The 20,961-nt window shown below is 68.6% G+C and carries 17 protein-coding genes; 12 read left to right on the top strand and 5 right to left on the bottom strand.

Going from position 1 to position 20,961, the window contains the following annotated elements; genetic code table 11:
• Positions 1–195: 195 nt before the first annotated feature.
• The gene (locus tag U5809_RS33685) at positions 196–1,089 is read left to right on the top strand and encodes a LysR substrate-binding domain-containing protein (RefSeq protein WP_322089719.1); all 894 of its coding nucleotides are present in this window, start codon (positions 196–198) and stop codon (positions 1,087–1,089) included.
• A gap of 54 nt (positions 1,090–1,143) precedes the next feature.
• Here the strand turns inward: U5809_RS33685 and U5809_RS33680 are convergent, their stop codons facing one another.
• Complete coding sequence (locus U5809_RS33680) at positions 1,144–2,991, bottom strand: sulfatase-like hydrolase/transferase (RefSeq protein WP_322089718.1); 1,848 nt, start codon at positions 2,989–2,991, stop codon at positions 1,144–1,146.
• 134 nt (positions 2,992–3,125) lie between these two features.
• Between U5809_RS33680 and U5809_RS33675 the strand changes: the two genes are divergently transcribed.
• Together U5809_RS33675 and U5809_RS33670 are read left to right on the top strand one after the other, a co-directional pair.
• A complete protein-coding gene (locus tag U5809_RS33675) occupies positions 3,126–4,106 on the top strand; it encodes a LysR substrate-binding domain-containing protein (RefSeq protein WP_322089717.1) in 981 nt (326 codons plus the stop codon).
• Between the two features lie 296 nt (positions 4,107–4,402).
• A complete protein-coding gene (locus tag U5809_RS33670) occupies positions 4,403–6,652 on the top strand; it encodes a putative bifunctional diguanylate cyclase/phosphodiesterase (RefSeq protein WP_322089716.1) in 2,250 nt (749 codons plus the stop codon).
• 13 nt (positions 6,653–6,665) lie between these two features.
• Here the strand turns inward: U5809_RS33670 and U5809_RS33665 are convergent, their stop codons facing one another.
• Both U5809_RS33665 and U5809_RS33660 read right to left on the bottom strand, forming a co-directional pair.
• Entirely contained in the window at positions 6,666–7,730 is a 1,065-nt protein-coding gene (locus U5809_RS33665; protein WP_322089715.1) for a diguanylate cyclase, read from the bottom strand.
• A 55-nt stretch (positions 7,731–7,785) separates the two neighbouring features.
• Positions 7,786–8,790 carry a chemotaxis response regulator protein-glutamate methylesterase gene (locus tag U5809_RS33660; RefSeq protein ID WP_322089714.1) on the bottom strand — a complete coding sequence of 335 codons (1,005 nt, stop codon included), beginning with the start codon at positions 8,788–8,790 and terminating at the stop codon, positions 7,786–7,788.
• 346 nt (positions 8,791–9,136) lie between these two features.
• Here U5809_RS33660 and U5809_RS33655 point away from each other — a divergent pair, with 346 nt between their 5' ends.
• A complete protein-coding gene (locus U5809_RS33655; protein WP_322089713.1) occupies positions 9,137–9,565 on the top strand; it encodes a hypothetical protein in 429 nt (142 codons plus the stop codon).
• A 48-nt stretch (positions 9,566–9,613) separates the two neighbouring features.
• Here the strand turns inward: U5809_RS33655 and U5809_RS33650 are convergent, their stop codons facing one another.
• Positions 9,614–9,838, bottom strand: coding sequence for a hypothetical protein (locus tag U5809_RS33650; protein ID WP_059529934.1), 225 nt, complete (start codon positions 9,836–9,838; stop codon positions 9,614–9,616).
• A 284-nt stretch (positions 9,839–10,122) separates the two neighbouring features.
• Here U5809_RS33650 and U5809_RS33645 point away from each other — a divergent pair, with 284 nt between their 5' ends.
• The 4 genes from U5809_RS33645 (at position 10,123) to U5809_RS33630 (ending at position 13,231) form a co-directional block, all read left to right on the top strand.
• Complete coding sequence (locus U5809_RS33645; protein ID WP_322089712.1) at positions 10,123–10,812, top strand: DUF969 domain-containing protein; 690 nt, start codon at positions 10,123–10,125, stop codon at positions 10,810–10,812.
• Entirely contained in the window at positions 10,809–11,759 is a 951-nt protein-coding gene (locus U5809_RS33640) for a DUF979 domain-containing protein (RefSeq protein ID WP_322089711.1), read from the top strand. The genes U5809_RS33645 and U5809_RS33640 overlap by 4 nt, the downstream gene beginning before the upstream one ends.
• A 10-nt stretch (positions 11,760–11,769) precedes the next feature.
• The gene (locus U5809_RS33635; RefSeq protein ID WP_282510660.1) at positions 11,770–12,792 is read left to right on the top strand and encodes a DUF2891 domain-containing protein; all 1,023 of its coding nucleotides are present in this window, start codon (positions 11,770–11,772) and stop codon (positions 12,790–12,792) included.
• Positions 12,793–12,907: 115 nt separating this feature from the next.
• A complete protein-coding gene (locus U5809_RS33630) occupies positions 12,908–13,231 on the top strand; it encodes a hypothetical protein (RefSeq protein WP_322089710.1) in 324 nt (107 codons plus the stop codon).
• Between the two features lie 39 nt (positions 13,232–13,270).
• On the opposite strand, the gene U5809_RS33625 is transcribed toward U5809_RS33630, so the two are convergent.
• A complete protein-coding gene (locus U5809_RS33625) occupies positions 13,271–14,095 on the bottom strand; it encodes an IclR family transcriptional regulator (protein ID WP_282510656.1) in 825 nt (274 codons plus the stop codon).
• Between the two features lie 187 nt (positions 14,096–14,282).
• Between U5809_RS33625 and U5809_RS33620 the strand changes: the two genes are divergently transcribed.
• From U5809_RS33620 to U5809_RS33605, 4 genes are all read left to right on the top strand, one after another.
• Complete coding sequence (locus U5809_RS33620) at positions 14,283–15,938, top strand: choline dehydrogenase (RefSeq protein WP_322089709.1); 1,656 nt, start codon at positions 14,283–14,285, stop codon at positions 15,936–15,938.
• 119 nt (positions 15,939–16,057) lie between these two features.
• The gene (locus U5809_RS33615) at positions 16,058–17,362 is read left to right on the top strand and encodes an MFS transporter (protein ID WP_322089708.1); all 1,305 of its coding nucleotides are present in this window, start codon (positions 16,058–16,060) and stop codon (positions 17,360–17,362) included.
• Positions 17,363–17,821: 459 nt separating this feature from the next.
• Positions 17,822–19,237, top strand: coding sequence for an FAD-binding oxidoreductase (locus U5809_RS33610; RefSeq protein WP_322089707.1), 1,416 nt, complete (start codon positions 17,822–17,824; stop codon positions 19,235–19,237).
• Positions 19,238–19,416: 179 nt separating this feature from the next.
• Positions 19,417–20,841, top strand: a complete 1,425-nt coding sequence (locus tag U5809_RS33605) for an amino acid permease (protein WP_282510648.1) — start codon at positions 19,417–19,419, stop codon at positions 20,839–20,841.
• Positions 20,842–20,961: the final 120 nt, after the last annotated feature.

The raw sequence follows: 20,961 nt of genomic DNA, 5'->3' as shown, positions 1-20,961 counted from the left end.
GCCTCCAGTGACGGTGCGGGAAGTGACGGGGGAGCTTCAAGCTTAGTGAATCGCCGGGCCGGCCGACGGACCCGGCCAAGAAAATTTCCGGTCGCCACGACACGCTCGATCCACGTTGAATCAGGATGCTATTCGTGCAACAACCGGCGTTCCAGTCCCTTAAAATGCCGTCAGTGTTCTATGGGTGGAACAATCATGGATGACCTGAACGACCTCTACTATTTCGTGAAGGTGGTCGAGCACGGCGGGTTCACGCAGGCGGGGCGCGCGCTGGATGTGCCGAAATCGACGCTGAGCCGGCGCATCGCGGCGCTGGAAGCGCAGTACGACGTGCGGCTGCTGCAACGCACGACGCGTCATTTCACGGTCACGGAAACCGGGCGCGAATTCTACGAGCGCTGCCTTGCCGTGCTGGTCGAGGCCGATGCCGCGCGCGAGGTGATCGAGCGGCGCCACGCGGAACCGCGCGGCGTCGTCCGCGTGAGTTGCCCGACCGCGCTGCTCGAATACCGCGTGAGCGAACTGGTCGCGCGCTTCATGGCGATTCATCCTCAGGTGCAGGTGCATCTCGAGGCGACGAACCGCCGCGCCGACCTGCTGAGCGAAGGATTCGACCTAGCGCTGCGCGTGCGCTTTCCGCCGCTGGAGGACAGCGATCTCGTGATGCGCGTGCTTGCCGACAGCCCGCAGCGGCTGGTCGCGGCGCCGCAATGGCTGGGCGGGCGGAGTGCGCTGTCCGACCCGGCCGAGCTGACCGGTGCGCCGAGTCTCGACTGGGGGCCGGCGCGGCATCATGTCTGGCAACTGGTGGGGCCGAACGGCGAGCACGCGCAGTTGCGCCATCATCCGCGCTTCGTGACCGACGACATGCACGCGCTGCGCGACGCGGCGATTCACGGCGTCGGCATCGTGCAGCTGCCGTGCATGGTCGTCGAGGACGACCTGCGCGACGGCACGCTGGTCGACGTGCTGCCGGGCTGGGCGCCGAAGGGCGGCGTGGTGCACGCGGTGTTCCCGTCGCGGCGCGGGCTGCTGCCGCGCGTGCGGCTGCTGATCGACTTCCTGGCCGAACACATCCGGAAGGATTGACGGGCGGCGCGCCGCGATCCGCGCCGCACGCCGCGCCGGGATGCGTTCAGGCCGTCAGTGCCACTTGCGGATCTGCACCTGCACCTTGCCGTCGCGAATCGGCATGACGTCTGGGCTGTCGTCGCCGACTTCGCTGGCGATCAGGTCGTTCAGGCGGCCGTTCATCGCGAGCAGCAGTTCGCCGTTGCGCTTGCGGTCGGTCGCGAGATTGCGCATCTCGCCCGGGTCGCTCGCGAGGTCGAACAACTCGACGTCGTTGCGTGCGAACAGATTCTCGAGCGTCGTCGGCCGGTTGAATTCGAGCGGCGAGAAATAGCGCGTGAACCGGTAGCGGCCGTCGAACACGCTGCGGATCGTGCCGCGCAGCCGGAAATCCGGCTGCTGCGCGAGCGCACGGCGCAGCAGCTCGTCCTCGGGTACGCCTTTCTGCCGCATCGTGCCCAGTTCCTTCAGCATCCATTCGCTGTCGTAGTACAGCAGCATCGCGTAGTTGAACAGCGTGGCGTCGCGCGCTGCGTGTCGTTTCGCGTCGGCGGGCTTCGCGAGCCAGCGCGTGAGGTCGTGCCCCTTCAGCGCGCTGCCGCGGATCGCCGCGAGGCGCGCGTCGTCGAGGCCGGTGAGCCCGAGCAGCGTCGGCGCGATGTCGATGTGCGACGTCAGCGCATCGCATTGCATGCCGCCCGGATACGCGGGATGGCGGATCACGAGCGGCACGTGGTTCTGCGGCTGGTACGCGGCCGCGCCCTTGCCGACGAGCTGGTGCGCGCCGATGTGATCGCCGTGATCGGCCGTCATCACGACGATCGTGCGCTCGTCGAGTCCGAGCGATTGCAGCGACTGAAGCAGGCGTACGACGTGCGTATCGCAATCGCGGACGCAGTTGAAGTAGTTGTCCTGATAGATGCGCAAGCGTTCGTCGGTGAACGGGTAGCGCCCGACGAGGTTCGCATGCGCGGCGTTGAACATCCCGTGCGCGGGCGGGCGCCCCGGTTCGTCGTACGGCTGCCGCCGCGACGCGGCGAGCGGTACGTCGCGCCATGACGTGCGGTACAGCGCGTCGTTTGGCGGCGGCGCGTTGCCGAGCATCGGGTGGTTCGCGTCCTGTACCGTCGAGCCGTTCGTGTCGGTGTTCACGAACATCGCGTCGTGCGGGTTCACGAGATTCACCGCGAGGAACCACGGCTTGCCTTCCTTCGCGAGGCGCGGCGCATGGTTGCGCATCCAGCTCACCGCGGCCTCGGACGTGATTCCGTCGTACTGGTAGCCGCCGCGCACCATCCCGATCAGGTCGCCCACGCCGAAATAGTCGTCGAAGCCGTACGCACGGATCGTGCGGTTGTAGTCGGCCACGGGCGCGGTGTATGGGCTCGTGGTTTCGTGCATCGACGCGCTCAGGTGCCACTTGCCGAGGTAGGCGGCGTAGTAGCCGGCGTCGCGCAGCATGTGGCCGACGGTGCGCACGTCCGGCGACATGTCCTTCTGCCAGGGCACGCCCGCGTTGTCGAGCACGCCGGTGTGCTGGATGTGCTGACCCGTATAGACAGTCGAGCGCGACGGTGAGCACACGCACGCGGCGATCTGGTGATGCATGAACGTGATGCCGTCGCGACGCAGCGCTTCGCGTCCCGGCACCGGAAACGGCCAGCGGTCGAAGTGGCGTTCCTGGTCGGTCAGGATGAACAGGATGTTGTAGCCGGCGGGCGGCGCGGCAGGCGCGGTTGCGGCACCGTGGAACGCGGGGGCGGGATCGACGGTCGCCACGGCGGCCGGGGCCGGCGGCGGGTTCGCGGCCAGCGCATCGGCGCCGAAGCCGGCCGATGCGACCGCCGCGCCGGCCAGCTTGAGGAACTGGCGCCGGGCGGTGGGTTCGGCGGCGGCGGGGGTGTCCTGATCGTCTTTCACGTCGGCTGTCTCCTGGTCATGCCGGCTCGTGCCGGGGGTTTTCATGTCGACGACTATGCGGCAGGATCGCGTATCGATCGATGAAAGATCGGGATCGATCGATAACCTGGTGAACATGAATGACGGAGACGCCCGTGACCCTCGATTCTCGCGGCCCGGCCGCGCCGCCCCACGAGCAGCGCATCGCGCAGGCGCTGCGCCGGCTGCGCGTGCGCGATATGGAAACGCTCGACACGCTCGGGCGGACGCGCAGCTTCGCGCGTACGTCCGAGGCCGCGTCGATCACGCAGCCGGCGCTGTCGAAATGGCTGCGCGAGCTGGAGGAGGCGCTCGGGCTGCCGCTGTTCGAACGCACGTCGCGGCGTGTCGCGCCGACCGCATACGGCGATGCGCTGCTCGAATGCATCGGCCGCGTGCTGACCGACATGCGCGGCGTCGCCCCCGCGTTCGACGCGCTGCGCACGGGGGCCGGCCGCCCGGTGTCGATCGGCCTGCTGCCGAACATGGCGCCGCAACTGATCCCGGGTGCGCTCGCGTGGCTGCGGGAGGCCGGCCGCCCCGTGCAGCTGAACGTGCGCGAGGACACGCTCGACCGGATGCTCGCGCAGGCGCAGCGCCGCGAACTCGACCTGCTCGTGTGCCGGCTCGATGCGGCGGCGCTGAGCGCGGGGCTCGACGCAGTGCCGCTGTACCGCGATGACATGATCGTCGTCTGCGGCCCGCGCCATCCGCTGCTCGGGCGTGCGCGGATCGGGTGGCGCGACGCGGCCGCGTTTCCGTGGATCGCCCCGCCGCTCGGGTCGCCCGCGCGCACGGCGCTCGACGCCGAGTTCGCGAAGGCCGGCCTGGCGCCGCCGTCGGTGCTGATGGAATCGGTGTCATGGCAGACCAACCGCGTGGTTGCCGAACAGTCGCCGTGCCTGTTCGTCCAGTCGGCCCGCGCGTACGGCATGGCCCGGCGGGCCGGCGAGCGCATCGGCCGGCTGCCGCTGAAGCTGTCGACGATGCCCGACACGGTCGGCGCGCTGTTTGCGGCGCCCGCGAGCGTATCGGTTGAGGCCGCGATCGATGCGCTGACAGCCGTGACGCGTCCCCCGCCCGGCGTGGACGGTTGAGCGGGAATGGCACACGGTGGCGTCACAATCTGACGAACCGGTTTCGGAAAGGGCGAAACTGACTTTCGGCGAGTGACCGCCGGCCGCGTGCGGCGGCGCAACCGCGTGTAACCCCTGATGCACGTGGACGCGCGTGGTGTCATGGATTGGTGTTAAATGTATTTCGGCGCGCCCCGGCACGGCGCGCATTACGGGGCGCACCGGGCATCGGCGTATACCCGGAGCGAAAATCGGCACGAAGGATCGCAAACGAATCGGGCGTATCAGACCCGATCGGACAGACGGCAGGATTCATCTTGAATACCGAACCGCAAAGTTCTCGTTACAGCCTCGGGCTCGCGGCGGAAGTGCTCGCGTCCGAGCAAAGCGTGCTGAGGCTGATTACGCGCAACACACCGCTGCCGGAACTGTTGGTCGAGGTCTGCCGGCGCGCCGAGGCTTTGCTCGGCGACGGCGCATCGTGCACGATCCTGCTGCTCGATACGGACGGCGTGCACGTGCGCGTCGGCGCGGCGCCATCGCTGCCCGCGCAGTACAGCGCGGCGATCGACGGTGCGCCGATCGGACCCGCGGCCGGCTCGTGCGGCACGGCGATGTACGAGCGCCGGATGGTCGCCGTCGAGGATATCGAAACCGATCCGCTGTGGGCCGATTACCGTGCCGTCGCGCTGCCGCTCGGCTTGCGCGCGTGCTGGTCGGTGCCGTTTCTCGACGAATCGGGCGTCGTGCTTGGCGCGTTCGCCGTCTATCACCGCACGCCGCGCCGGCCAAGCGATGAGGAAGCCGAACTGTTGCGCGATATCGGCAACAGCGTCGGCCTCGCGGTGCATCAGGACCGGATCGCCCGGCAGCTCGCACGCAGCGAGGAACATCACCGGCTCGTCGTCAACAGCCTGAACGAAGGGATCCTCGTCGTGTCGCGCGACGGCGTCGTGGTCGCGAGCAACCCGAGCGCGAACCGGATGATGCGCGTGAAGGGCGATCTCGTCGGGCGGCGGCTGTCCACGGTGATCCTGCACAAGCTGAGCGAGGATGGCACGCCGATCGCGCCCGACGCGTGGCCGAGCCGACGCGCGCTCGAGACCGCCACGCCGATGCTCGACTACACGGTCGGCTTCGGCCTCGCGGACGGCGACATCATCTGGGTGCGCGGCAACGCGGTGCCGATCGTGAGGCCCGGCGAGACGCAGGCCGACTCGGTGCTCGTGTCGTTCAACGACATCGGCCCCGTGCGTGAAGCGCAGCAGCAACTGCGCTACCTGGCGACGCGCGATGCGCTGACGGGCCTCTACAACCGCCGCTGGCTCGCCGACCGCATGCGGGAACTGTTCGGCAGGCACGATGCGGCGGGCGGGCCCGCGCGCGTCGCGATCCTGTTCATCGATCTCGTCGGGTTCAAGAAGGTCAACGACACGGCTGGCCACGACGCGGGCGATGCGCTGCTGCGCAGTGTCGCGGCGCGGCTCGCGGCCTGCGCGGGCGGCCGCTACGCGCTCACGCGCGTCGGCGGCGACGAGTTCGTGATCCTCGTCGACGACTGCGCCGATCCCGACCGCCTCGCGGTGCTCGCGCGCGAGGTGATCGACGCGATCGCGAAGCCGTTCGCGATCGCGAACAACGAGTACTGGCTCGGCGTGTCGATCGGGATCAGCGTGGCGCCGCGCGACGGCGACGATGCGGTCACGCTGATGCGCAACGCCGATTCGGCGATGTACGACGCGAAGCAGCGCGGCCGCAACCATTTCACGTTCTTCACCGCGCAGCTCAACCTGCGGCTGCAGCGCCGCTTCGCGGTCGAGCAGTCGCTGCGGCGCGCGCTGACGTCGGACATGCTGCGGCTCGCCTATCAGCCCGTCGTCGATGCGCGCAGCGGCCGCACGGTCGGCGCCGAAGCGCTGCTGCGCTGGACCAGCCCCGAACTCGGGCCGATGTCGCCGGCGGAGTTCATCCCGGTCGCGGAAGATACGGGGCTGATCGTCGCGATCGGCCAGTGGGTGCTCGAGACGGCCTGCCGCCAGGCGGCCGAGTGGCGCCGCACGATCGCGCCCGACCTGATGCTGGCCGTCAACCTGTCGCCGCGGCAGTTCCACGAAGGGCTCGTCGAATCGGTCGACCGCTGTCTCGCGCAAACGCGGCTCGATCCATCCGCGCTCGAACTCGAGATTACCGAAGGACTACTGATGAACGACACGGACACCGTACTGCCGATGCTCGAGGCGCTCACGGACATGAACGTGCGGATCTCGGTCGACGATTTCGGTACCGGCTATTCATCGCTCGCTTACCTCAAGCGCTTTCCGCTGCACAACCTCAAGGTCGACCGTTCGTTCGTGTCTGGCGTGCCCGATCATCACGACTCGGTCGCGATCACGCAGGCCGTCGTCGCGATGGCGCATTCGCTCGGGATGAAGGTGACGGCGGAGGGCGTCGAGACGCAGGCGCAATCGTGGTTCCTGCAGCAGATCGGCTGCGACATGCAGCAAGGTTACCTGTTCAGCCGCCCGCTGGACCCGAACGACTACGCGCGCCGGCTCGGCGCGGCGTAGGCGGCGCGCGCGCTCATTCGCGCGGTGCGCCGAACCCGCCGGCGCCGGGCGTCGTCGGCGACGTATCGATCTCCACGCGGTTCTTGCCCTCGTGCTTCGCGCGATACAGCGCGCGGTCGGCCGCTTCGATCAGCACGGTCGTCGGCAGGCCGGGCGCGGGCACGATGCTCGCGCCGCCGATGCTGATCGTCACGGTGTTGCCGGTCGACGAATGCGCGTGCCGCAGCCGCAGCGCCTCGACCGCGAGCCGGATCTTCTCGCCGAGCAGCCGCGCGGCGCCCGGCGACGTGGCCGGCATCACGACCGCGAACTCCTCGCCGCCGAAGCGCGCGGCGAGATCGCCCGATTGCCCGAGACAGCGCTCGATGGTCGACGCGATCTGCTTGAGCACGCTGTCGCCCGACACGTGTCCGTACGTGTCGTTGTACAGCTTGAAATTGTCGACGTCGATCATCAGCATCGACAGCTCGCTGCGCTCGCGCGTGCCGCGGCGCCATTCGGCGGCCAGGTATTCGTCGAGATAGCGCCGGTTCGACAGCCCGGTCAGGCCGTCGGAGTGCGTGAGGCGCCGCAGTTCGAGATTGGCTTCGAGCAGTTGCTGCTGCGATTGCCGCAGCGCGCGATAGGCCTCGTCGCGCTGCAGCAGGTTCATGTACGAGCGCGAGTGGTAGCGGATGCGCGCGACGAGCTCGATGCGGTCGGGCAGCTTCACGAGGTAGTCGTTCGCGCCGGCCGCGAACGCGGCGCTCTTGATCACGGGTTCTTCCTGCGTCGACAGCACGATGATCGGCACGTCGCGTGTCGCCGGGTTCGCGCGGTACGACTTCACGAGGCTCAGCCCGTCGGTGCCGGGCATCACGAGGTCCTGCAGGATCACGGTCGGTCGCGTGTCGATCGCGGTGGCCATCGCGTCGTCCGAGCGCGGGCAGTAGTGGAAGTCGATGGCTTCCTCGTCGACGAGCGCGCGCCGTACGGCTTCCGCGACGATCGTCTGGTCGTCGACCAGCAGCACCATGGCCGGCGCGTCGGCGCTCGGCGTGGTCAGGCTGCCCGGCGGGCGGGTCAGGTCGCTAGTCATGTTCGATGCGGTGTATTGCGAGGGCAGGCATGGGTGTTGCGCGTGTTCATCGGGCTCAGATCCGCGCGAGCGCCGCCAGCTCGCCCGCGATGCGGCCGAGCGGCAGGATCGCGCGCGCCGCGCCGAGCGTCGCAGCCGCCTTCGGCATGCCGTACACGGCGCTGGTCGCCTCGTCCTGCGCGATCGTGTGGTAGCCCTTCATCCGCAGCGCCTTCAGGCCGATCGCGCCGTCGCGTCCCATGCCCGTGAGCAGCACGCCGATCACGCGGCCGGGCCAGTGCTCGGTCAGGCTGTTGAAGAACACGTCGACCGACGGGCGATACGGCGTGGCGGCCGGCTCGCGCGTGTATTCGAGCGTGCCGGCGCGCGTGATGCGCAGGTGGTCGTCGGTCGCGGCGAGCAGCGCGACGCCCGGCTGCGGGCGGTCGCCTTCGCGCGCGACGCGCACGGCGAGCGGCGTCTGGCCGTCGAGCCATTGCGCCATGCCTTCCGCGAACGCGCGGTCGACGTGTTGCACGATCACGATCGGTGCGCTGAAATCGGCCGGCAGGCCGCCGAGGATCGACGCGAGCGCGCCGGGGCCGCCGGCCGACGCACCGATCGCGATCAGCGGGCCGCCGCCGGCGCGGGCGGCCGTGCCGGTGAGGCGCGTGCCGCCCGGCGCGTCGAGCAGCCGGCCGATCTGGTCGATCTTCGCGAGCAGCAGTTTCGTCGTGTCGCCGGCCGAGCCGTCGCCCAGCCGCGGCGTATCGACCGCGTCGAGCGCACCGGCGCCCATCGCCTCGAACACGCGCCACGCATTTGCGCCGATGCAACTCGTCACGATCAGGATCGCGCACGGTCGTTCGGATCGCATGATCCGCCGCGTCGCTTCGATCCCGTCGAATTTCGGCATGATCAGGTCCATCAGCACGACGTCGGGCGGCTGCGCGGCGCATAGTTCGACGGCCTGCGCGCCGTCGGTCGCGACCCACAGCACGCGGTGCTCGGGCCGTCGCGCGATCGCACGGCGCATCGCCTCGACGGCAAGCGGGAGGTCGTTGACGATGCCGATGTTCACAAGCGGAATTCTCCGGTCGGTTCGTAGTATTGGTGGTTGGCCGGGTTCATGGAAGGGGCTGCCTGTTCGGCGCCGGCGCGCGGCATCGGCGGCCGGACGGCACGGCATTCTTTTTGGTTGGCGACGTCCCGAATGCTGTCATGCGGCGCGGACGGCGGCAATCGAAAAATTCGCGCATTGTGCCGTTTCAGTGCGTTTCCTCTATGACGGTGCGGTGTTTCCCGGGGACAAAGGGCGGCGGGGCCGTGTGCCCGCGCATGCCGGGCCATCGGATCGCGCCGATGCAGCCCGCGCTAGCCGGCATGTTACCGTGCCGGCTTCGACAAAAAAGAAAGCGGAGAACCGGATGACCGTGCCCGATACCGTACTCGTCAGCCGCGACCCGTACGCGCCGGTCGTGATCGAGCGCGACGGCCGGTTGCTGTACCGGATCCGCATCGAAAGCGGGCATGCGTCGTTCCACCGCGAATTTCCGGTCGACCCGGACGCGGTGCGCGTGCTGCGCGACGACGCCGAGCGCTACTACTTCCTGTTCGCGGCGCTTCACCATCCGTACCAGCTGAGCGCGACGAACCTGTCCGACGTGGAGCGCGAACGCTACTTCGGCACGATCCTGCTTGCCGGCCACGACGAGGTCGAAGCCTTCATGACCGAACTGGATCGCGCCAGCAACGGCGCCGTCGCCAACCTGCTGAGGATCTTCACGCAGGCCGACTACCGGCAACTGCGCGCGGGGAGGTGGTTCGGCATGGGCGCCGGCACGCCGGCCGCCTAGCGGAGCGCAACTGGAAGCCGGCCGCGCAACGGAGGCGCGGCCGCGTCGTCAATGGCTGCGTGCGTAGCCCTGGATCAGCGCGCGCATCATCCCTTCGACCGTCGCGTCGAGCAGGTCGCCTTCCTGCTCGGCTTCCTCGACGAGCGCGGCATAGGCCGTCGCGAGCGTCACGCGGTCGACTTCATGGCGTTGCTCCATCAGCGTCACCATTCCGTCCTTCGCCAGATGAGCGGAGAACGCGCGGCTGCCGATGGTCTGGAATACGTCAATCATGGCGGCTCTCCCGTCCGTTGCCGATGCTTTCCAGTTTAGTCGGCGGCCATGGGCTCCGCCACGCGCGCCGGCCGGTCGACGAGCCGGCCACCGTTTCCTCCGATGAAACACCGCCGACACACGGCCCGGGCACGGTATCCGCACGCTTCAACGTTTACCCGAAGCTGCAAATTGTCGACTTTTTATCGATAAAGTCTCGTGTTAGATTTCGCCGTCCGAGCCCGGTCGAAACCGGGCAGGCAGCGCGTTGCCTGGGTGCCGCGCATCCGACACAAGGAGGGGAAATGCTGGTGCTGATTGGGGTGCCGATCGTCGTGATCGGTTTCGCGCTGCGCTTCAATGCGCTGCTGGTGGTCACGATCGCGGGGCTCGCGACGGGGCTCGCGGGCGGGCTGAATCTCGTCGACATCGTCAGTGCGTTCGGCAAGGCGTTCACCGAAAACCGCTACATGGGGTTGATCTGGCTGACGCTGCCGGTGATCGCGCTGCTCGAGCGCAACGGGCTCAAGGAGCAGGCGAAGCGGATGATTTCGCGCGTGCAGGCGGCCACCACGGGCCGCGTGCTGATGCTGTACTTCGTGCTGCGCCAGGCCACGGCCGCGCTCGGCCTCACTTCGCTCGGCGGCCACGCGCAGATGGTGCGGCCGCTGATCGCGCCGATGGCCGAAGCCGCCGCCGTCGGCCGGCACGGCGAACTGCCGGAGGCGGTGCGCCAGCAGATCCGCGCGCATGCGTCGGGCGTCGACAACGTCGCCGTGTTCTTCGGCGAGGACATCTTCATCGCGATCCAGTCGATCCTGCTGATCAAGGGCTTTCTCGAGCAGAACGGAATTTCGATCGAGCCGCTGCACCTGTCGGTGTGGGCGATCCCGACCGCGATCGCCGCGCTGCTGATCCACTGCACGCGCCTCGCGCTGCTCGACCGTCGCCTGACCCGCGGCTTCGGCCTGGTGAAGCAGGAGGGCGCGCGATGATCGGCCTCGAATCGCTGTACACGCTCGCGGGGCTGATGTTCGCCGCGTTCGCGTGCTTCAACCTGACGGACCGCACGAACCCGCGCCGCGTCGTCAATTTCGCGTTCTGGGCGATCTACGCGGTCACGTTCCTGTTCGGCGCGCTGCTGCCGCACTTCGTGACGGGCTGCCTCGCGATCGCGCTCGCGGTGATCGCGGGCTCGGGCAAGCTCGGGCGCGGCAAGTCCGACGAAGCAGGCGAAGCGGCGGCGGTGCGGCGCGAGACGCTCGCGCAGCGCTTCGGCAACCGGCTGTTCCTGCCCGCGCTGCTGATTCCGGTCGTCACGCTGATCGGCACGTTCGCGCTGAAGCTCGTGCCGTTCGTCGATCCGAAGAGCGTGACGCTGATCTCGCTCGTGCTCGGCACGATCGTCGCGTTCGTCGTCGCGCTCGCGATGCTGCGCGATTCGCCGGTGCATGCGCTGAAGGAAGCGCGCCACACGATGGACGCGGTCGGCTGGGCCGCGATCCTGCCGCAGATGCTCGCGGCGCTCGGCGCGTTGTTCGCGGTCGCGGGCGTCGGCGGCGTGGTGTCGGGGCTCGTGAGGGACTGGGTGCCGATCGACTCGCCGTTCGCGGTGGTCGCGGCCTACACGGTCGGCATGGCGCTGTTCACGATGATCATGGGCAACGGCTTCGCCGCGTTTCCCGTGATGACGGCCGGCATCGGCCTGCCGCTGATCGTCCACCAGTTCCATGGCAACCCGGCGATCATGGGCGCGATCGGGATGCTGAGCGGCTTCTGCGGTACGCTGATGACGCCGATGGCCGCGAACTTCAACATCGTGCCGGCGGCGCTGCTCGAACTGAAGGACAAGAACGGCGTGATCAAGGCGCAGTGGCCGACAGCCGTGCTGCTGCTCGCCGTGAACACGCTGCTGATGTATGCGTTCGTATTCCGCTTCTGACGAGATGCCCATGACCGACCGACTCACCCCCGAACTCGCCTCGAAATTCGCGTCGCTCGCGCTCGCGCACCTGACCCGCGAATATCCGAACAAGCTCACGCATTCGCTCGAAGGCCCGCATGACGTGCAGGGGCCGCGCGCGCTGCACCCGATCTTCTACGGCAGCTACGACTGGCACTCGTGCGTGCACGGCTACTGGCTCGTGCTGAGCGTGCTCGAACGCTACCCGGCATTGCCGGAGGCCGAACGCATCGTCGCGACCGTCGATGCGCATTTCACCGAAGCGAACGTGGCCGGCGAGCGCGCGTATCTCGCGCTGCCGCACAACAGCGGCTTCGAGCGGCCATACGGCTGGGCGTGGCTGCTCGCGCTATCCGCGCAGCTCGAGCGGCTCGCGCTGAAGGGCGCGCTGCCGCAGGCCGCGCGCTGGGCGAAGACGATGGCGCCGCTCACCGACCTGTTCGTGTCGCGCTTCGAAACCTTCCTGCCGAAAGCGACCTATCCGCTGCGCGTGGGCACGCACTTCAACACCGCATTCGCGCTGGCGCTCACGCTCGACTTCGCGCGCGACACGCAGCGCGACGGGCTCGCGGCGCTGATCGTCGATACCGCGAAGCGCTGGCACCTGAACGATGTCGCGTGCCAGGCGTGGGAGCCGTCGGGCGACGAATTCCTGTCGCCCGCGCTGATGGAGGCCGAGCTGATGCGGCGCGTGCTGCCGGCCGCCGAATTCGACGGCTGGTTCGCGCGCTTCCTGCCCGATCTCGCGCGCGGCGAACCTGCGACGCTGTTCGAGCCGGCGACGGTCAGCGATCGCAGCGACGGCAAGATCGCGCACCTCGACGGGCTGAACCTGAGCCGCGCATGGTGCCAGCGCGCGCTCGCCGGTGCGCTGCCGGAGGGCGATGCGCGGCGCGCGAAGCTGCTCGACGCGGCCAGCCGGCATCTCGCGAGCGCGCTCGCGCACGTGGCCGGCGACTACATGGGCGAGCACTGGCTCGCGACGTTCGCGTTGCTCGCGCTCGACGCATAGCGCGCGAAACCCCGCCGGCGGCAAGGTCTTCGGCGCGCGGCTATACTCGCCGCTCGGGCCGTTTCGCGCGGCATGCGTTGCGCGAAACGGCCATCCGCCAGTTCGCCGCCTCGCCATGGACAAGCTCATTGCCTATGTCGCCGCGATCCACGGGCTCGCCGGCCCGGTGCGGATCGTGTCGCATGAAACATCGCACGACCGCTGGACCGACGACGACGTCGAGGTCACGCGCGACGAAACCGAATACCGCTTCGACAACGGCGCGATCGTGCGCCGCTCGGTCGAGCAGGACCGCGCACCGTCCGATCTGCTGTGCGCCGAATGCTGGATCGACTACGACGTGCTCCATCATCCCGATGCGCAGCCGATCAGCCCGTCGCGGCTGACGTTCGACAACGCGTGCCGCGAAACCTTCTGGCTGCGTTATCACCTTGCGTGACCGGGCGACCGCTTGAAAGCGTGACCGCACGCGGGCGTCTCAACCCGGCTGCGCACCCTCTGCCGCATGCAGCAGAGGCGCGAGGCGCGTGGCCGCGTCGCGCATCTTCGGCACGTTCTCCAGCAGGTCGTTGAGCGTCGCGCGCGCGGTCGGCGCGTGCACGGCGAGCGCCGCGAGCACGCGGCCGCTCGCGGCATCCTTCACCGGCACCGCGACGGCCACCATCCCGCGCACGAATTCCTCGTTGTCGATCCCGACACCGCGCGCGGCGAGCCGGTCGAGTTCGGCGGCGAGCAATTGCGCATCGGTCAGCGTCCGGTAGGTCATCTTCTTCAGCGTGAGCCGCGCGAGCATCGCGTTGCGCTCCAGCGCATTCATCTGCGACAGGAACAGCTTGCCGCTCGCCGTGCAATGCAGCGGCACGCGCATGCCGGGCCGCATTTCGAGCCTCAGCGGCTCGGTGGTCTCGACGCGTTCGACGTATAGCACCGTGTCGCCGTCGAGCGCGGTGAGGTTGCAGGTCTCGCCGAGCACGTCGACGAGCGCGCGCAGCACCGACCGGCAGCCGCGCGTGAAGGTGTTGTTCGACAGCGCGGCGAGCGCAAATTGCGCGGCGCGTGGGCCGAGTGCGATGCCGCGATCGTGGCCGCGCGAGTCGGGCATGTGGATCACGTAGCCGCGCGCTTCGAGCGACTCGATCAGGCGCAGCAGCGTCGCCTTCGGGATGTGCAGCCGTGCGGAAAGCTGCGACAGCGTGTACGGCTGTCCGGCCGATGCCAGCGCTTCGAGCACGGCAAGCGCACGCAGCACGCGTGCGTCGTCGGCGGGCGCGCCGTCGGGCGGCGCGGGGGCGGTGTCGCGCATCTGTCTCCTCCGTCGGGATCGGCGTGCGTCCCGGGATGGTTGTGTCCGGCAGAAATGAAACGAATTGAACGGTTTTTGTACCACATTCGTGGCGTGGACAATAAATCGGCTTGTACGCGTGCCGTGTGCTCCATAAATTTGGACAAAACATACCGGATTTTTCTCATACCCGGAACGGAGACACGGAATGACACGCAGCTTCGACTATGTCGTGGTCGGCGCGGGATCGGCCGGTTGCGTCCTCGCCAACCGGCTGTCCGACGGCGGCCGCCATACGGTGTGCCTGCTGGAAGCCGGCCCCGCCGACAACTACATGTGGATCCATGTGCCGATCGGCTATGGCAAGACGATGTTCCATCCCGTCTACAACTGGGGCTTCCATACCGATCCCGACCCGAACATGCACAACCGCCGCCTGTACTGGCCGCGCGGCCGCACGCTCGGCGGCTGCAGCTCGATCAACGGGTTGATCTATGTACGCGGGCAGCAGCAGGACTACGACCACTGGGCCGCGCTCGGCAATCGCGGCTGGAGCTGGCGCGAGTGCCTGCCGTATTTCCGCAAGCTCGAACACAACACGCTCGGCGACGGGCCGACGCGCGGCACCGGCGGCCCGCTGTGGGCGTCGGCGATCCGGCAGCGGCACGAACTCGTCGATGCGTTCGTCGCCGCGTCGAACCGGCTCGGCGTGCGCACGGTCGACGATTTCAACACGGGCGACCAGGAGGGCGTCGGCTATTACCAGCTCACGACGCGCAACGGGCTGCGTTGTTCGACGGCCGTCGCGTATCTGAAGCCTGCGCGCGGGCGGTCGAACCTGCATGTCGAAACCGACGCGCAGGCGCTGAAGGTGCTGTTCGACGGTGCGCAGGCGTCCGGCGTGCGCTACGTGCAGCACGGCAAGGTGCACGAGGTGCGCGCGCTGCGCGAGGTGATCCTCGCGGCCGGCGCGCTGCAGTCGCCGCAGTTGCTGCAGGTGTCGGGGGTCGGGCCGGCCGCGCTGCTCGACCGGCACGGGATTCCGGTCGTTGCCGATCGCAAGGGGGTCGGCGAAAACCTGCAGGATCATCTGCAGGTGCGCTTGATCTACGAGGTGACGAAGCCGATCACGACCAACGACGAGCTGCATTCGTGGGTCGGCCGCGCGAAGATGGGGCTGCAATGGGCGCTGTTCCGCGGCGGCCCGCTCGCGATCGGCATCAACCAGGGCGGGATGTTCTGCCGCGCGTTGCCGGACGAATCCGCGACGCCCGACATCCAGTTCCATTTCTCGACGCTGTCGGCCGATTCGGCGGGTGGCAGCGTGCATCCGTTTCCGGGCTGCACGTATTCGATTTGCCAGCTGCGGCCCGAATCGCGCGGCACCGTGCGGATTCGTACCGACGATGCGCGCGACGCGCCGTCGATCCAGCCGAACTATCTCGACACCGAGCGCGACCGCCGCACGACGGTCGCCGGCGTGCGATTCGCGCGGCGCGTCGCGGCCACGGAGCCGATGGCGCCGCTGATGAAGCGCGAGGTACGGCCCGGCGCGGACGCGCAGACGGACGACGAGCTGCTCGAATTCTGCCGTGAATACGGGCAGACGATCTTCCATCCGTCCGGCACCGCGAAAATGGGCGTCGCGAGCGATCCGCTCGCGGTCGTCGACGAGCGGCTGCGCGTGTACGGCACGCGCGGGCTGCGGGTGGTCGACTGCTCGATCATGCCGACGCTCGTATCGGGCAATACCAACGTGCCGATCGTGATGGTCGCCGAGAAGGCGTCCGACATGATTCTCGAGGACGCGCGCGAGGCCGATCGCGGCCGCAGCGTCGCGCCGGCCGCCGAGGCAGTCGCGTAGGACGGGGCGCCCGCGCGGCCCGTGCTCCTGCGCCCGGACGGCCGCCGCGCGCTCATCGATGCCCCCGCCGGCACGGCGCCGGGGCAGGTTGCGGCGCATCCTTACCTGGAGAAGCTCGCATGGCAATCGATTCCCGGGTCGTCCGACGCGTGGCCGCGGCCAGCGTGATCGGCGCGACCGTCGAGTGGTACGACTTTTTCCTGTACGGCGTGGTCGCCGGCATCGTGTTCGACAAGCAGTACTTTCCGGCCGGCGATGCATTCGTGTCGACCATGCTCGCCTATGCGACGTTCGCGGTCGGCTTCGTCACGCGACCGCTGGGCGGCTTGCTGTTCGGCCATCTCGGCGACCGCGTCGGGCGCAAGTCCGCGCTGATCCTGACGATGCTGATCATGGGCGTGTCGACGGCCGGCGTCGCGTTCCTGCCGACTTACGCGCAGATCGGCATGTGGGCGCCGGTGCTGCTGCTGACGCTGCGCGTGCTGCAGGGCATCGGCCTCGGCGGCGAGTGGGGCGGCGCGGTGCTGATGGCGTACGAATACGCGCCGCCGCACCGGCGCGGGCTGTATGCGAGCCTGCCGCAGATCGGCCTTGCGATCGGGCTGTGCCTCGCGGCCGGCGTCGTCGCGGCGCTGTCGCGTGCACTGCCGGACGCCGCGTTCCTCGCGTGGGGCTGGCGCGTCGCCTTCGCGGCGTCGCTGCTGCTCGTGGCGGTCGGCTTCTACATCCGCACGCGCGTGGCCGACACGCCCGAGTTCGTCGCGCTCAAGCGCCAGCGGCGCGACACGAAGTTGCCGGTCGTCGAGCTGCTCGCCAACTATCGGCAAGCCATCCTGCTCGGGATGGGCGCGCGTTATATCGATGGCGTGTTCTTCAACGTGTTCGCGGTGTTCTCGATCGGCTACATGACGCGCAACCTGTCGATCTCGCGCGGCGATGCGCTGCTCGGCGTGATGAGCGCGGCCGTCGTGATGTGCGTGTTCATCCCGGTGTTCGGCGGTCTGTCGGACCGGATCGGCCGCGCGCGGGTGTACCGGTGGGGCGCGACGCTGTGCGGGCTGTCGGTGCTGCCCGCGTTCTGGCTGCTGCAGACGCAGTCGACGAACCTGCTCGCCGTGTGGCTCGCGCTGGTGATCCCGTTCGGGATCTTCTACGCGATGGCGTACGGGCCGGAGGCCGCGCTGTTTGCGGAGCTGTTCGACGCGAATGTGCGGTACACGGGCATTTCGTTCGTCTACCAGGTGTCGGGCATTTTCGCGAGCGGCCTCACGCCGATCGTCGCGACCGCGCTGTTGCGCGTGAACGGCGGGGCGCCGTGGCTCGTCGGGGTTTACGTGATGTTGTCTGCACTCCTGTCGATCGTGTCGGCGCGGGCGATCGAGAAGCGCGACGCGATGGCGGGTGTCGCGGTGCGTGCGATGTGACGACGGGCAGGGTGGGGCGCGGCGCGGGGTCGTATCGACGGCGCGGTCGGGGGCGAGCGCCGCGACCGTGCCCGTGCCGCTGACCGTTGTCGTCAGCCGGTCGGCCGGCGCCGCCGGCCGTTCGGCGTCCCGGCAGTGTCAGGCCCGCGCCGCGGCCACTGCCGATCGTCACACATCACCGGTTGCCTGCGTTCGGCACCCCTGCGCGCTGGTCCAAGCGAATCCGGTCCACTGGCCCTACCTGCGAAAAATCGGCCTGCCTACACTTGCCTCGACAGATCGCCGCATTGAAGCATCTGCACACGATCGACCCGAAGAGCACGATCAGGAGACAGGCATGACCTACAGGCAGTCGGCAGCATTCGCTCGCGCCGCATGCGCGCGCCCCGCATCAGTCAGTCGAATCGCCTCGTGCGCCCGTTGCGGCGCAACAGGCTCGCCCGCGTCGGAGGGTTGATCATGTCGACGCCTTCCATCGAACGCACCGCGAGCGGCTTTGCCGGCGGCCGGCCGAACGATACGCGTTACGACCCGACCTACGATCCGCTCGTGTCGCCGGGCCCAGGGTGCGGCAGGCAGTACGCGCCGACCTACTGGGTCGCGACGGCCGGCACGCCGCCGCCCGACGACGGCCCCGTCACGCGCGATCTCGATGTCGACGTCGCGATCATCGGCGCCGGCTACACGGGGCTCGCGACTGCGCTGTGCCTCGCGCGGGATCACGGCATCAAGGCCGTCGTGCTCGAGGCCAACCGCACGAGCTGGGGCTGCAGCAGCCGCAACGGCGGGCAGGGGCAGAACGCGTCGGGCCGGCTGTCGCGCTCGCAGTGGATCGAGCGCTGGGGCAAGGACGTCGCGCTGAAGATGCACGACGAGATCCTCGAAGGCTTCGAAAACTTCAAGTCGCTCGTGTCGGAAATCGACTGCGATCCGCAGCCGGGCGGCCATTTCCTGATCGCCCATCGCCCGCGCATCATGGCGAAGCTCGCCGCCGAGGCGAAGGTGTGGAAGGACGTGTTCGGCTATCCGTCCGAACTGCTGAGCGCGGAAACCTTCCGCCGCGAATTCATCAACGACCACGAGGCGGCCGGCGCGCTGCACGAGCCCGAAGGCATCGGCATCCACGCGCTGAAGCTCGCGTTCGGCTACCTGCGTCTTGCGCGCGAAGCCGGTGCGAAAGTGCATACGAGCAGCCCCGTGCTCGGTTTCGAGACGATCGACGGCGTGCATCATCTGCGTACGCCGGGCGGCGTCGTGCGGGCCCGTGCAGTGGGCATTGCGACCGGCGCATACACCGCGCAGACGCTGCATCCGTCGCTGCGCAGCAAGGTGATGCCGATCCTGTCGAATTCGATGGTCACACGGCCGCTCACCGACGCCGAGATCGAAGCGTGCAATTTCCGCACGACACAGGTGCTGACCGATACGCGCACGCTGCGCTTCTACTATCGTTTCCTGCCCGATCGCCGCTTGCAGATCGGCAGCCGCAGCGCGATCACCGGCGACGATGCGCCGAACCCGCGCCATTTCGAATTGCTGAAGGAAGGGATGGCGCGCAAGTTTCCCGCGCTGCGCGGCGTGGAGATCGATTATTCGTGGTGGGGCTGGGTCGACGTGAGCCACGACATGATGCCGCGCGTGTGCCAGCCCGATCCGCGGCAGTCGGTGTACTACGCGCTCGGCTATGGCGGCAACGGCGTGTCGTACTCGCAGCAGGCCGGCCGCCGGCTCGCCGAGCAGATCGCGGGGAAGGGCGCACGCCAGACGCTGCCGATCTTCACGTCGCCGCTGCCGGGCCACCCGTTCGCGCCGTTCCGGCGCCTCGGGCAGCGAATGCTCTACGTGTCGTACTTCAGGAACGACGAGAAACCCTGAACGCGGTGCATCACGCCCGGCGAGAGCGCGTTCGCGCCGGGCCGTCCAACACAAGAAAAGCAACAGAAATCCGTGCGGCCGGGGCTGCAGGCGCCCCTGCACGCGCCGTCGCCGGCGGCGCTCGCGTTCACCCGACGGTGATGCGCGGGCGGCGCCGGACAACTGGATATGGAGAAGACATGCAACCCTCGATGGAACAGAGTGACCTGAAATGTGGGCTCAAGCAGCGCCACATGACGATGATCGCGCTTGGCGGCGTGATCGGTGCCGGGCTGTTCGTCGGCAGCGGCGTGGTGATTCAGCAGACCGGGCCGGCCGCGATCCTGTCGTTCCTGATCACGGGCGGGCTGGTCGTGCTCGTGATGCGGATGCTCGGCGAGATGGCGTGCGCGATGCCGGCCGTCGGCTCGTTCTACGAATACGCGCGGCTCGCGTTCGGTAACTGGCGCGGACCGGGAAAGATGGCGGGTTTCCTGACCGGCTGGATGTACTGGTATTTCTGGGTGATCGTCGTCGCGCTCGAAGCGGTGGCGGGCGCGAAGCTGATTCAGTTCTGGCTGCCCGACACACCGGCGTGGATCATCAGCCTCGCGCTGCTGGTCGTGCTGACGCTCACGAACCTGATCTCGGTCGGCAGCTACGGCGAGTTCGAGTTCTGGTTCTCGTCGATCAAGGTCGGCGCGATCGTCGTGTTCCTGTTCCTCGGCGGCCTCTACGTGCTCGGCCTGTGGCCCGCGTCGATGCACACGACGGCCGTGCTGCCGACGCTGCTCGGCCACGGCGGCTTCATGCCGCTCGGCATCGGGCCGGTGATGAGCGGGGCGGTCGCGGCTACCGGCTTCTACTTCGGCGCCGAAATCGTCACGATCGCGGCGGCCGAGGCGAAGGAGCCGGCCAAGGCCGTCGCGAAGGCAACCAACTCGGTGATCACGCGCGTGCTGGTGTTCTACGTCGGGTCGGTCGCGCTGGTCGTCGCGCTGGTGCCGTGGAATTCCGCGCAGATGGCGACGCCGTACGTGAGCGCGCTGGAAGTGATGGGCCTGCCTGCCGCCGCCAACGTGATGAACGCGATCGTGCTGACGGCCGTGCTGTCCGCACTGAACTCGGGCCTGTATGCGGCATCGCGGATGCTGTTCGCGCTGACCCGCCACGGCGACGCGCCGGCCGCGCTCGCGAAGGTCAACAAGCGCGGCGTGCCGGTGCGGGCGATCCTGCTCGGCACGGTGTTCGGCTACGTGTCGGTCGTGATGTCGTACGTGTCGCCCGACACCGTGTTCGCGTTCCTCGTCAATTCGTACGGCACCGTCGCACTGTTCGTGTACGTGCTGATCGCGTTCTCGCAACTGCGCCTGCGCAAGCGTCTCGACCCGGTGGCCGCCGGCAAGCTGCGCGTCAAGATGTGGGCGTATCCGTACCTGACCTGGGTCGCGATCGTCGGCATGATCGGCATCCTCGTCGCGATGGCGTTCATTCCGGACCAGCGCAAGCCGCTGTGGCTCGGCGTCGCGAGCCTCGGCGTGCTGGTCGTCGCGTACGGCCTGACGCGCCGCAGCCGCCGCGAGCATCTGGACGAAAGTGAGCTGCTCGCGTATCCGCCGCGGTAACGGGCGGAAATACCCGACGCCGAAGGCCCGGTGCGCGCGCCGGGCCTTTGCGCGTGCGGGCACGGCGGCGATCCGATGGATGGCGGGGCCAACTATCGGGCCGACCGATAGGACCGATCA

Source organism: Burkholderia sp. BCC1999 (assembly GCF_905339975.1).
GTDB lineage: Bacteria > Pseudomonadota > Gammaproteobacteria > Burkholderiales > Burkholderiaceae > Burkholderia.
Note: the sequence above shows the minus strand (reverse complement) of the source record. Positions and strands in the feature narration are given on the sequence as shown.

What these genes read in the sequence shown, in the direction of transcription:
- U5809_RS33685 (WP_322089719.1), top strand. Translation starts at nt 196, where the DNA reads ATGGATGACCTGAACGACCTCTACTATTTCGTGAAGGTGGTCGAGCAC.
- U5809_RS33665 (WP_322089715.1), bottom strand. Translation starts at nt 7,730, where the DNA reads ATGACTAGCGACCTGACCCGCCCGCCGGGCAGCCTGACCACGCCGAGC.
- U5809_RS33655 (WP_322089713.1), top strand. Translation starts at nt 9,137, where the DNA reads ATGACCGTGCCCGATACCGTACTCGTCAGCCGCGACCCGTACGCGCCG.
- U5809_RS33650 (WP_059529934.1), bottom strand. Translation starts at nt 9,838, where the DNA reads ATGATTGACGTATTCCAGACCATCGGCAGCCGCGCGTTCTCCGCTCAT.
- U5809_RS33645 (WP_322089712.1), top strand. Translation starts at nt 10,123, where the DNA reads ATGCTGGTGCTGATTGGGGTGCCGATCGTCGTGATCGGTTTCGCGCTG.
- U5809_RS33640 (WP_322089711.1), top strand. Translation starts at nt 10,809, where the DNA reads ATGATCGGCCTCGAATCGCTGTACACGCTCGCGGGGCTGATGTTCGCC.
- U5809_RS33635 (WP_282510660.1), top strand. Translation starts at nt 11,770, where the DNA reads ATGACCGACCGACTCACCCCCGAACTCGCCTCGAAATTCGCGTCGCTC.
- U5809_RS33630 (WP_322089710.1), top strand. Translation starts at nt 12,908, where the DNA reads ATGGACAAGCTCATTGCCTATGTCGCCGCGATCCACGGGCTCGCCGGC.
- U5809_RS33625 (WP_282510656.1), bottom strand. Translation starts at nt 14,095, where the DNA reads ATGCGCGACACCGCCCCCGCGCCGCCCGACGGCGCGCCCGCCGACGAC.
- U5809_RS33620 (WP_322089709.1), top strand. Translation starts at nt 14,283, where the DNA reads ATGACACGCAGCTTCGACTATGTCGTGGTCGGCGCGGGATCGGCCGGT.
- U5809_RS33615 (WP_322089708.1), top strand. Translation starts at nt 16,058, where the DNA reads ATGGCAATCGATTCCCGGGTCGTCCGACGCGTGGCCGCGGCCAGCGTG.
- U5809_RS33610 (WP_322089707.1), top strand. Translation starts at nt 17,822, where the DNA reads ATGTCGACGCCTTCCATCGAACGCACCGCGAGCGGCTTTGCCGGCGGC.
- U5809_RS33605 (WP_282510648.1), top strand. Translation starts at nt 19,417, where the DNA reads ATGCAACCCTCGATGGAACAGAGTGACCTGAAATGTGGGCTCAAGCAG.